Annotated in this window: 13 protein-coding genes; 4 read left to right on the plus strand and 9 right to left on the minus strand. The window is 37.8% G+C overall.

The annotated features are described in order from the left end of the window. Positions 1-43: 43 nt before the first annotated feature. The 5 genes from ACEVFT_RS18445 to typA all read right to left on the minus strand — a co-directional run bounded on the left by ACEVFT_RS18445 (position 44) and on the right by typA (position 5,148). On the minus strand, positions 44-838 hold the full coding sequence (locus ACEVFT_RS18445; protein WP_342442621.1) for an ABC transporter permease: 795 nt from the start codon (positions 836-838) through the stop codon (positions 44-46). Continuing rightward, positions 831-1,598: an ABC transporter ATP-binding protein gene (locus tag ACEVFT_RS18450; RefSeq protein ID WP_205441719.1), complete on the minus strand. Its 768-nt coding sequence runs from the start codon at positions 1,596-1,598 to the stop codon at positions 831-833. Before ACEVFT_RS18450 ends, ACEVFT_RS18445 begins: the two co-directional genes overlap by 8 nt. Before the next feature lies 1 nt (position 1,599). Next, positions 1,600-2,592 carry an ABC transporter substrate-binding protein gene (locus ACEVFT_RS18455; protein ID WP_205441717.1) on the minus strand — a complete coding sequence of 331 codons (993 nt, stop codon included), beginning with the start codon at positions 2,590-2,592 and terminating at the stop codon, positions 1,600-1,602. Positions 2,593-2,874: 282 nt separating this feature from the next. Beyond that, entirely contained in the window at positions 2,875-3,273 is a 399-nt protein-coding gene (locus ACEVFT_RS18460) for a YlaH-like family protein (protein ID WP_393950966.1), read from the minus strand. 30 nt (positions 3,274-3,303) lie between these two features. After that, positions 3,304-5,148: a translational GTPase TypA gene (gene typA, locus ACEVFT_RS18465; RefSeq protein ID WP_205441715.1), complete on the minus strand. Its 1,845-nt coding sequence runs from the start codon at positions 5,146-5,148 to the stop codon at positions 3,304-3,306. 138 nt (positions 5,149-5,286) lie between these two features. Here typA and ACEVFT_RS18470 point away from each other — a divergent pair, with 138 nt between their 5' ends. Continuing rightward, positions 5,287-5,472, plus strand: coding sequence for a DUF5325 family protein (locus ACEVFT_RS18470; protein ID WP_205441707.1), 186 nt, complete (start codon positions 5,287-5,289; stop codon positions 5,470-5,472). Positions 5,473-5,514: 42 nt separating this feature from the next. Here the strand turns inward: ACEVFT_RS18470 and ACEVFT_RS18475 are convergent, their stop codons facing one another. Both ACEVFT_RS18475 and ACEVFT_RS18480 read right to left on the minus strand, forming a co-directional pair. Further along, positions 5,515-6,309, minus strand: coding sequence for an inositol monophosphatase family protein (locus ACEVFT_RS18475; RefSeq protein ID WP_205441705.1), 795 nt, complete (start codon positions 6,307-6,309; stop codon positions 5,515-5,517). 214 nt (positions 6,310-6,523) lie between these two features. Further along, a complete protein-coding gene (locus ACEVFT_RS18480) occupies positions 6,524-6,721 on the minus strand; it encodes a hypothetical protein (RefSeq protein ID WP_205441703.1) in 198 nt (65 codons plus the stop codon). Positions 6,722-6,846: 125 nt separating this feature from the next. On the opposite strand from ACEVFT_RS18480, the gene ACEVFT_RS18485 reads away from it, so the two are divergent. Next, positions 6,847-7,473: a YktB family protein gene (locus tag ACEVFT_RS18485; RefSeq protein ID WP_393950967.1), complete on the plus strand. Its 627-nt coding sequence runs from the start codon at positions 6,847-6,849 to the stop codon at positions 7,471-7,473. A gap of 124 nt (positions 7,474-7,597) precedes the next feature. Here the strand turns inward: ACEVFT_RS18485 and ACEVFT_RS18490 are convergent, their stop codons facing one another. Both ACEVFT_RS18490 and ACEVFT_RS18495 read right to left on the minus strand, forming a co-directional pair. Beyond that, on the minus strand, positions 7,598-7,885 hold the full coding sequence (locus ACEVFT_RS18490; RefSeq protein ID WP_205441699.1) for a UPF0223 family protein: 288 nt from the start codon (positions 7,883-7,885) through the stop codon (positions 7,598-7,600). A 20-nt stretch (positions 7,886-7,905) separates the two neighbouring features. Further along, positions 7,906-8,865 (minus strand): NAD(P)H-dependent flavin oxidoreductase, encoded by a 960-nt coding sequence (locus tag ACEVFT_RS18495; protein ID WP_393950968.1) that lies wholly within the window; start codon positions 8,863-8,865, stop codon positions 7,906-7,908. Between the two features lie 145 nt (positions 8,866-9,010). Between ACEVFT_RS18495 and ACEVFT_RS18500 the strand changes: the two genes are divergently transcribed. Both ACEVFT_RS18500 and ACEVFT_RS18505 read left to right on the plus strand, forming a co-directional pair. Then, the gene (locus ACEVFT_RS18500) at positions 9,011-10,480 is read left to right on the plus strand and encodes an aminotransferase class I/II-fold pyridoxal phosphate-dependent enzyme (RefSeq protein WP_205441695.1); all 1,470 of its coding nucleotides are present in this window, start codon (positions 9,011-9,013) and stop codon (positions 10,478-10,480) included. A gap of 255 nt (positions 10,481-10,735) precedes the next feature. Next, a complete protein-coding gene (locus ACEVFT_RS18505) occupies positions 10,736-11,332 on the plus strand; it encodes a class I SAM-dependent methyltransferase (protein WP_393950969.1) in 597 nt (198 codons plus the stop codon). The last annotated feature ends 36 nt before the right edge of the window (positions 11,333-11,368 follow it).

An 11,368-nucleotide genomic window follows, 5' to 3' on the forward strand; every position in this document is an offset into this window, starting at 1 on the left:
ATAAACCTCGCTTTCATTTTTTCAATTTAGGAGTCACTTCACCTTATGCCTTATTCTTTATGATTATCTTTTCAATCAGCTCCACCACTTGATACATAATGGTTGCAAAAAAGGCAATGATTAGAAGTGACATAAGAACAAGGTTAAAATTAAATACTTGGAAGCCGTAGATAATTAAATAACCGAGTCCTTTTGAAGCTACTAAAAATTCTCCTACAATAACCCCTACCCATGATAAGCCAACATTCACTTTCAAGGTTGAAATGATCGTAGGAAATGAGGCTGGCAAAATGACCTCACGAAAGATTTGCCATCTTGTTGCCCCAAATGTTTGTAACACTTTACTATAATTTGGATCGACACCTTTAAATGCTGTATATACTACTATGGTTGTAATAATGATGGAAATTAAGGCACCCATGGCTATGATGGAAAAATAACCTGGACCTAGCGCAACAATCAAAATCGGACCAAGTGCAACTTTTGGCATCGCGTTTAAAATCACTAAATATGGATCGAGTACTTTTGATAGGAGTGGAGACCACCACAAGACAACAGCTATCAATGTTCCTAATAAAGTCCCAGCTATAAAGCCAATCACGGTCTCCATTAATGTAACACTAACATGCAATGTTAAAGACCCATCACTGACTTTTTCAATAAATGTATGCCATACATGAGTTGGTGAGCTAAAAATTAAACGATCAATCCATTCTAGTCTTGAAAGTAGCTCCCATCCCCCAAAGAAAATAAGGAGAATAATAAGCTGATATAATCGAACGAAGCGTTTTTCTTTTTTTAACAATTGCTGATATTGTTTAAATAATGTGTTATCCAAGGCTCTCCAGCTCCTTCCAAATAGTTTGGAAAATATCTGAATAGGCTGGATGCTGTCTTACATCAAAAGGTGATAGATCACTAAGGGCTTTAGGTATTTCAAACACCTTGTGCACTGTCCCTGGGTTTGCTGAAAATAGAAATACACGCTGACTCATCGCGATTGCCTCGCCAATATCATGTGTCACAAGAATAGCGGTCTTTTTATAAGCTTTTAAAGTTTCCACCACTAAATCCTCAAGCTTTAATTTCGATTGATAATCTAACGCAGAAAACGGTTCATCTAATAGTAAAATTTTAGGATTTACAGCTAAGGTACGCGCAAGTGCTACACGTTGTCTCATACCTCCAGATAATTCTCGAGGATAATTGTTTCCCACATGAGGTAATCCTACTTCCTGTAACAACGCATTGGCAGTTACTTTATGTGTTTTATGGCTACGCTCCATTATTTTTAAGCCAATTGTGACGTTTTCTTCAATGGTCTTCCAAGGAAATAAATAGTCCTGCTGAAGCATATAGCCAATACTAGATTGATTACTTGCTGATAGCTTTTCACCATCTATATAGACATTGCCTTCAGTTGCAGGGAATAATCCTGCAATGATTGATAATAATGTGGTTTTACCGCAGCCACTCGGCCCAATAAACGAAACAAATTCTCCTTCATGAATGGCTAAACTGATATCACGTAATACTTCCTTTGCCTGTGTGCTTGAAAAATAACTATGGTGAATATTCTCCAGCTGTAAAAATTCCATATTACTCAGCAGCCTTTTTGGCAAAGGTTGTGTTCACAAGTTTTTCATACTCCACTCGTTGAGGAAGTTCACCTGCTTCCTCCATAATTGTTTGCAAGTTATCCCACTCCCCTTCATCAAGGATTGGGTCAGTGGCATAAGAACCTTGTGCTTTATACCGCTCAATGACTGTTTCAATTATCGTTATATCTACATTTTCAAAATACGGTTGAATAATCTTTGCTACTTCAGCAGCACTCTCATTTTGTACAAAATCCTGTGCTCGTTGTAATGCATTTGTAAAAGCTTGAACAGATGTAGCTTCATCTTTTAAATAACTACTTTTGGACATAAAGGATGTGTAAGGGAGATTACCAGACTCTGTTCCAAACGATGCTACAATATAACCTTTTCCTTCTTTCTCGAAGACACTTGCAGTAGGTTCAAACAATTGTACATAGTCACCAGTACCTGATGCAAAAGCTGTAGCAATGTTGGCAAAATCAATATTTTGAATGAGCGTTAAATCATTTACAGGGTCAATGCCATGTTTTTTCAACACGAATTCACCTGCCATTTGTGGCATACCACCTTTACGTTGCCCCAAAAATGTTGAGCCCTTCAATTGATCCCACGAAAAATTATCCATCTTATCTCTTGCCACTAAAAAGGTACCGTCCGTTTGTGTTAACTGTGCAAAATTTTGAATGGGATCATTAGCACCTTGTAATGTGACATAAATAGACGTCTCCGACCCAACTAAAGCTATATCAATTCCATCTGACAGTAACGCCGTCATCGTTTTATCGCCACCTGCAATCGTTTGTAGCTCAACAGAAAGACCCTCCTCCTCGAAGAATCCCTTCTCAAGCGCTACATATTGAGGCGCATAGAAAATTGAACGAGTTACTTCTCCTACTTTGACTTTTTCTAGCTCTGCTTTATTACATGCCGTCAAAGAAAGGAGTAACAAAGCAATGACACCTAATAATAAACCTTTTGTAAGCCAACGCATTCCCTTTCCTCCTTGATATGATGAAAATAAGCCTATCGACATTAACTTATTCACATAAGGAGATTTCGGTGCCTATCAATTTAATTTGAAGCAGTAATATTTTGGTGCTAAAAAGTAGAAGACTCTCCCCTCTAACGGAGAAAATGGATGCTTGTAGTGTTTTTTTAGCAGGCGTACAAATTTTGAGGAGAAGATATACATACAAAAAAACAGCCTTAGCTTAAAAATCGCTAAGACTGTTTATCACACGATAAAAAGTTCTTATTACAAAGTACGTAATTGTTACTGATTAGTGGCTTGTTGCTCTTCTCTTTTTTCACGCCATAATCTTGTTTTATAAACGATTAAAATTAAGGCCGCTACGATCAAACCTTCGATCATTGGCAAGAATAGGGCGAAAAACGTAAGCATGATACAACCTAAAAATAGGAACGCATAAATAATAATGTTTTGAGATAGTTTTAATTTCTTGGCAAAGCCTAACTTATAGACAATGGCAGAAAGTGCAAATACAAGAAGAAATACAACATAGCCTGCAATTTCATAGCTTGGTAAATTTTCGTATAAAAATCTAGTTATACCCGCCATTCTTCCATAAACTCTTGTTGTTTCATCGGAACTTGTCTGTGCAGCAACTTGAATAACATTTAGTTCACCCAATAAAGCGGACTTAATATTCAAGACTCCTCTTCCTTTCATGTCAGCGGAAAATTATTGTTCTGCGTTACGTAATTTTTTCGCTGCTTTCTCACGTTCATTTTTATCAAGAATTTTTTTACGCAGACGAATAGATTCCGGTGTGATTTCTAAGTACTCATCATCGCCTAGGTATTCAAGCGCTTCTTCTAAAGATAAAATACGTGGTTTTTTAATAACATTCGTTTGGTCTTTATTTGCTGAACGGATGTTTGTTTTTTGTTTCATTTTTGTGATGTTTACAGTGATATCAGCGTCACGAGTATTTTCTCCAACGATCATACCTTCGTAAATATCTGTACCTGGCTCTAAGAACAGTGTACCACGGTCTTCAATTTGCATCATCCCATAAGTTGTTGATTTACCAGTTTCCATTGAAACTAGTACACCTTGGTGACGTCCGCCAATTTTACCTGGTAGTAATGGTTGGTAGCAATCAAACGTATGATTGATGATACCGAAACCTTTTGTCATAGACATAAATTCAGTCGTATAACCAATCAAACCACGAGCTGGTACTAAGAACGTCAAACGAACTTGACCACTGCCGTTGTTCACCATATCAAGCATTTCACCTTTACGTGTACCAATCGATTCAATAATTGAACCAACATTTTCTTCAGGAACATCGATTTGAACGCGTTCGAATGGTTCACATTTTACACCGTCGATTTCACGCACGATTACTTGCGGTTTAGATACTTGTAATTCGAAACCTTCACGACGCATATTTTCGATAAGAATTGATAGGTGAAGCTCACCACGACCTGAAACTGTCCAAGCATCTGGAGAATCCGTATCTTCAACACGTAAAGATACGTCCGTTTGTAATTGCGCACGTAAACGCTCTTCTACTTTACGAGAAGTAACCCATTTCCCTTCACGACCTGCGAATGGAGAATTGTTTACTAAAAACGTCATTTGTAAAGTTGGCTCATCGATACGTAATGGTGTAAGCGCTTCTTGGTGCTCAACAGGACAAACTGTTTCACCAACGTTGATATCTTCCATACCTGAAACGGCGATTAAATCACCAGCTTTTGCTGTCTCTACTTCTTCACGTTTTAAACCGAAGAAACCAAAGATTTTCGTTACACGGAAGTTTTTCACTGTACCGTCTAATTTCATAAGGGCAACTTGTTGACCTACAGAAATTGTTCCACGGAATACACGACCAATTCCGATACGTCCAACGAAGTCATTATAGTCAAGTAGAGCTACTTGGAATTGTAATGGGTCTTCTGAGTTATCAACTGGTGCTGGAATAGCCTCGATAATTTTTTCGAATAGACATTTCATATTTTCTTCTTGTTTAGACGGATCCGCATCCAAAGAAGCTGTACCATTTACACCTGAAGCATAAACTACAGGGAAGTCTAATTGATCATCATCTGCACCTAGCTCGATAAATAATTCTAGCACTTCATCTACTACTTCTAGTGGACGAGCTGAATCTTTGTCTACTTTATTAACAACAACGATTGGTGTTAGGCGTTGTTCCAATGCTTTTTTCAATACGAAACGTGTTTGAGGCATACAACCTTCATACGCATCGACAACTAGTAAAACGCCGTCTACCATTTTTAAAATACGTTCTACCTCACCACCGAAGTCAGCGTGTCCAGGCGTATCAAGGATGTTGATACGAGTTCCCTCATAGTTTACTGCTGTATTTTTAGCTAAAATCGTAATACCACGTTCGCGTTCAATATCATTAGAGTCCATTGCACGTTCTTCAACACGTTCGTTTGAACGGAATGTACCTGATTGTTTTAGTAATTGGTCGACTAAGGTAGTTTTACCATGGTCAACGTGGGCGATAATTGCGATATTGCGAAGATCTTGACGTAAGTTTGTCATTATTCCACTCCATATTCTTTTTTCGAATGTTTAACTGTGATATTATAGCACAAGAAGGATAGAAATGTCCTTATTAGAATTTCCATCATTCTAAAAAATATATTTGATCGACAAATTTTTTATATAGGAGGCTAGGCTATGAATCGTGCAAAAATCGTAATGGCCATCTACGCATTAGCAGCTGTATTAGCAATGTGTGCTATCGGTTACTCTGTGGCAGCTAGTAGTGTATTTGGTGCAATAGCTGGTATTGTGGCTACTTGTGTCATTTTCATGACAGCCTTTAAAATGAAACGTAAACTACGTGCGCAAGGATTACTTTAAGCAACATAAAAAGGAGCTGTCTAGTAAATAGACGGCTCCTTTTTATTCATATGGCACTATATATTTTTCTAATAATTCTTTATGAATAGCCGGATTGGCGATAATAAACGTATCCTGATGAAGGAAATCAAAGCCCTCACCATGTAAATTTGTAGCAACTGCTCCAACTTCCTGAGCAATGATGGTACCCCCTGCAATATCCCATGGTGCTAAACGCATAGAGACATAGGCATCTAATTTACCACTAACCACAAATGCAATTTCCATTGCTGCTGAGCCGTAGGACCGTGTACCTCGAACTTTACGAACCATATCTATCACCTTTTCATGGTGAATATGTCGATTAGGTGCTACCCAATGTGCATTAATCCCAATAACAGACTCCTCCATTGTAACAGACTGTAGTTTACGCAATGGTGAATCATTATACCATGCTCCTTGACCTTCGATGGCATTAAACAAATCCTCTCGCATGACATCAAATATGTAACCTAACTTTCCTACGCCATTTACAAAAATACCTATCGAAATCATAAAATGACGATGCTGTTTGACGAAATTCATCGTGCCATCAATCGGATCAATAATCCAAACTACACCATCAAGCGATTTAACCTGCTCGCCCATTCCTTCTTCCCCTAAGATTTTGTGGGTTGGATCAAAAGCTTTAATTTGCTCAATAAAGAATAATTCAGTCTCTCGATCAATATTGGTAACAAGGTCATTTGCACCTGATTTTGTCTCAATAACTAGATTATACGAAAAAGCCTCTCGAATACGTCTCCCAGCTTCAAAAATGATATCTTTTGCAAATTCATCAATTTGTTGTAAATCCACTAATAACCCACCCTTCGAATATAAGAAAAGGCCTTCTATATTTCTCGCTCCCGTATGTCCATGATACCTTTTCTCACTACTTCATAACTTTTTTGCTATATAAAACCTAGTACTACCTTATGATATAATTTCTATTTTACCCTTTGTCACAATAAAAATCACCTGCTGTCGGAATATTCAGCAAGTGATTTTTTAAATGGGTATTAGATTTTGATTACGCATAGGCGTGAAAACTTTCAAGTTCCATCTGAATTTCTGCCAGACGTTTTTTACTTTTTTCAATTTCAGTGTCATTTTTTTCATTCATTGCTGCAAAGAGTGAAGCTAATTCATAATCTAATTCTAATTGTAAAATATGCTCATATTGCTTTTCAATGTCAACTTTACGTATAATTTTTACGATCGGTTTCATAAAAACACTTCCTTTTTTTAATTTTTTTACAAAAACTTTTCTAATTTGATAAAGTTCTTGTTATAAGATTTTTTCCCAAATTCAGCGTAAAATAAACCTTATAAAACGAAAGGAGTAAAATAAAATTGCCAAAAATAAAGTGGACAAACAAAGATTTTAAGGTTTTTACAATAGACGGTTTAGAACAAAGAATGGATGCTTTAAATGTGGATGTACGTCCAAAATTTAATCAGCTAGGAGAAGATTTTTCTGCATATTTCTCCAGCCAATTAGGTGAAGAATTCTTCCCACATGTTGCTAAACATGCTCGAAGAACTGTTAACCCGCCAAAAGATAGCTGGGTTGCCTTCGCCCCCTATAAAAGAGGTTATAAATCATTGCCTCACTTTCAGATTGGTCTATGGCACACACATTTATTCATCGTTTTAGCTATTATTTATGAAGCGCCACAAAAAAATGTTATGGCTGAGCGTTTACTAGCTCATAAACCTTTAATTGAGCAGCTTCCAGATGATTTTATTGTGTCAGGAGACCATATGTCCCCAGAGGCCATTTCTCTCGGAGAGGCAAAAGAAGACAAGCTTGAAGATCTGCTTATCCGCTTACGAGATGTCAAAAAGGGTGAGTTCTTAATTGGCCGTCACATTCAAAAAGAGCAAGCAACAAAACTAACAGCAAGTGAATTACAACAATTAACAGAAGACACATTTAACAGCTTACTTCCTCTTTACAACGTTATTGTTGGAAAATAGCCCCACTAAAAAATGTGGTTAAGTTCACCTTATAAAGTTTTTTATTGATGTAGTTTATGCAAAATGTCGTTTTTTAACACAAAAAAATAAAAAGTGGATGTGAGTTGACCTCACATCCACTTTTTTATCGACCGTTTCTAGGGGCAACTTTTATGATCATCCCATCTTCGGCTTCTTTTGTTTGCTTTACGACAGGATAGCTAATATAGCCACTTGCCTCTTCAAATTCACGAAATATTGACTTTTCCTGTGCTTGGGAAGGCACAATCTCTTTAAAGCGTCGATATTTAGCTAGCATGACTTCACGCTTGATGCCCTTTTCATAAGCTTTCTCAATCCCCTCGAAGAATTGAACAACATCCACAATCTCCTCTGTGGACCAATCAGTTGAAAACGGATAAGAATATTCCATTCGACAAAACCACCTTTACGTTATTGCCCCCATTTTAACCGTATACTTTCAGCTTCTGCAACCATTCGCTTGATGAGGTCTTCAACGGTTGGGATATCGTGAATCATTCCTGTTACCTGCCCAGCCCAGCCAAAGCCCTGATTCTTATCACCGTCATAAATAAAACGCTTGTTGGCTGAACCACTTATATATTCTTTCAACGCCTCATATGTTGGTGTTTTTTCTTCAATTTCTAATATCTTAGCCGTAAATGCATTGCGTAAAGCTCGAGCTGGTGCACCAATAGAACGCTTAATAATGGTTGTATCGGCCTCTGTGCTTGCAAGTAGCGCCTCTTTATAAGCCTCTGAAGCATCGACACATTCTCGTGTTGCTATAAAACGAGTGCCCATTTCAATGCCTTCAGCTCCCAGCGCGTGAGCCGCCATCCAGCCCCGACCATCGCCAATTCCTCCAGAAGCAATGACAGGAATTTTCACACTATCAGCTACTTGAGGAACAAGTACCATTGTACCTACATCGTCACGTCCCAAATGACCACCGCCCTCTTGACCCACAACCATCACAGCATCTGCTCCTAGCTGCTCAGCCTTTTGAGCTTGTCTACGAGCAGCTACAAGGACTAATTTTTTTATGTCCGTGCCTGCCAGCAAATCAAATATAGGTGCTGGATTTCCTCCCGTCATTGTTACAACAGGAACTTTTTCTTCGACAGCAACACGCACCATATCCTCATAGCCTGTACCATGCATACCAATCGCAAAATTCACACCAAATGGTTTATCAGTCAATGTTCGTACTTTATGGATCTCTGCTCGTAACAAATCGGGATCTCGTAAACTCATGGCCGTTATTTGACCTAGACCACCAGCATTCGACACAGCTGCTGCTAAATCAGCGTAGGCTAAATAAGCCAATCCTCCTTGAATAATTGGGTATTTAACCTGTAAAAGATCCGTCACCCGTGTATTCCAATTCATAGTACCTCCCCTTTCGTTCAATACTATTTTCTCGATATCCTGAAAAAAATCCTTTTATTTTTTAGGAAAAGCCTATTTTTTCGTGTCGTTAGGTGCTATAATTCATTTGTTTTCTTAGATATTATAAAGTGAGGTGGTACCTGCGTTGTCACAATTAGAGACTCCATTGTTCGACGTATTACTAAAACATCGGAACAGACATCCCATTCAGTTCCATATTCCAGGCCATAAGAAAGGGCAAGGAATGGATCCTGCTTTCCGAGAATTCGTCGGCGACAACGTTTTATCAATTGATTTAATTAATATTGCTCCACTAGACGATTTACATTCACCAAAGGGTGCTATAAAAGAAGCCCAAAACCTAGCAGCTGAAGCCTTTGGTGCTGATCATACATTCTTTTCCGTTCAAGGTACTAGTGGCGCCATCATGACGATGATTCTGACCGTCGTCGGTCCAGGTGATAAAATTCTAGTGCCACGGAATGTTCATAAATCTATTATGTCAGCGATCGTATTCGCTGGTGCCATTCCAATTTTTATTCATCCTGAAGTCGACAGCGAATATGGGATTTCGCATGGCATATCTCCAGAAGCTGTTGAAAAAGCGTTGAATGCTTATCCAGATACAAAGGCAGTACTTGTGATTAATCCGACATATTTTGGCTTTACTGCTGATTTAAAACGTATTGTTGAGATTGCTCATGACCGTAATATTCCGGTAGTAGTAGATGAAGCGCACGGTGTACACATAAAATTCCATGATGACTTACCATATTCAGCTATGGAAGCAGGTGCTGACATGGCAGCAACAAGCGTACACAAGCTTGGTGGCTCCATGACACAAACATCTATTTTAAATGTACGTGAAGGTCTTGTTTCTGCAAAACGTGTACAAGCTGTATTTTCTATGTTAACAACTACATCGACATCCTATCCATTACTTGCTTCGCTTGACACAGCTCGACGTCAGCTAGCCATTCATGGATACGATTTAATCGACGATGCACTGCGTTTAGCAAAGGATGCTCGTAAACGCATCAATCAAATACCGCATTTAAAATGTGCAGGTAAAGAAAAATTACACTCATCTGCGACCTATGATATGGATCCATTAAAACTTCTTATTAGTGTGAAAGATTTAGGTATCTCTGGTCATCGAGCTGAGGAATGGTTGCGTCATAATGCAAATATTGAAGTAGAATTGTCTGACCTTTATAATATCTTATGTTTAGTGACTTTAGGAGATACAAAAAAGGAAATTAATCTTTTAGTGAATGCACTAACTCGTATGTCAAAAGCATTTGATTCTGAAGCAGCTATAACAGAGGCTGTAGTGAATGTACCAGAAATTCCAGCACTTGCCATGTCACCACGTGATGCTTTTTATGCAGATACAGAAGTCGTGCCTCTTGCAGAAGCAGATAACTGTATTTGTGCAGAATTTATTATGGTATACCCTCCTGGAATTCCTATTTTTATTCCCGGGGAAATAATTACACAAGAAAATATTCATTATATTCAAATGAATATTGAAGCAGGTTTACCAGTTCAAGGACCCGAAGATACAACATTAAAAACAATTCGTGTTATCAAAGAACGTAAGCCAATTTTCTAAAAAATCCAAGCTAGCTCTTCAATAAAAAGGGCTAGCTTTTTCATTTATAAAACATAGAAGAGAGTAGATCTGAATATGGAAATTATACTCACAAAAAACCTTTTCGTTCTGTGTGAATTGAGGTTATTCTCTCCATTACATAATAGATAGTAATTGAATAGTATGTGAGAATTTATTTATTTCATTTTCACAACGATTAGTTGCTTTTACAATATCTCTACTATTATCTACAATAAAGAAAAGGGAGTGAGCTAAATGAATACATGGGATCAACGTTTTCAAGGTACAGAATATGTTTATGGAGAACATCCAAATGACTTTATTCAAGATTATGTATATTATTTGAAGGATTACCCTACTATCGCTGCTTATGCAGAAGGTGAAGGACGTAATGCTGTTTTTTTAGCCTCAGAGGGACATACTGTCACTGCCTATGATTATGCACAAAGTGGTCTTCAAAAAACTGAACAATTAGCATTAAAACACGATGTTACAGTTCAAACTGTGCTAGCCGATTTATTGCTGGATGAGCTTCCTGTGAATAAATATGATGCAGCTATTATGGTATTTGGACATTTTCCAGTCATGCAACAACGAACTGTTATACAAAAAATTATCGATTCAGTCAAACCAGGAGGACGAATCATGATGGAGTTATATTCCATTTATCAACTCCCGTATGCCTCAGGTGGTCCACAGCAGCTTGATTTTTTATATAACCCTTTAAATGTCCTTGAATGGTGTCAAACATATAAAATAATCCATTTTTTTACAGGTGAACAAATTCGACATGAAGGAACGCTCCACACAGGACTAGCCCACACCATTCAATTGATTATTGAAAAAAGCTAAAGGAGTTGTCTCAAATAGTTTTTGAGACAACTCCTT

Origin of the sequence: Lysinibacillus sp. PWR01, from assembly GCF_043359455.1 — a bacterium.
Taxonomy (GTDB): Bacteria; Bacillota; Bacilli; order Bacillales_A; family Planococcaceae; genus Lysinibacillus; species Lysinibacillus fusiformis_F.

Bases quoted from the DNA above. Each gene is read 5' to 3' on its own strand.
- ACEVFT_RS18450 (WP_205441719.1), bottom strand. From the start codon at position 1,598: ATGGAATTTTTACAGCTGGAGAATATTCACCATAGTTATTTTTCAAGC.
- ACEVFT_RS18455 (WP_205441717.1), bottom strand. From the start codon at position 2,592: ATGCGTTGGCTTACAAAAGGTTTATTATTAGGTGTCATTGCTTTGTTA.
- typA (WP_205441715.1), bottom strand. From the start codon at position 5,148: ATGACAAACTTACGTCAAGATCTTCGCAATATCGCAATTATCGCCCAC.
- ACEVFT_RS18470 (WP_205441707.1), top strand. From the start codon at position 5,287: ATGAATCGTGCAAAAATCGTAATGGCCATCTACGCATTAGCAGCTGTA.
- ACEVFT_RS18480 (WP_205441703.1), bottom strand. From the start codon at position 6,721: ATGAAACCGATCGTAAAAATTATACGTAAAGTTGACATTGAAAAGCAA.
- ACEVFT_RS18490 (WP_205441699.1), bottom strand. From the start codon at position 7,885: ATGGAATATTCTTATCCGTTTTCAACTGATTGGTCCACAGAGGAGATT.
- ACEVFT_RS18495 (WP_393950968.1), bottom strand. From the start codon at position 8,865: ATGAATTGGAATACACGGGTGACGGATCTTTTACAGGTTAAATACCCA.
- ACEVFT_RS18505 (WP_393950969.1), top strand. From the start codon at position 10,736: ATGAATACATGGGATCAACGTTTTCAAGGTACAGAATATGTTTATGGA.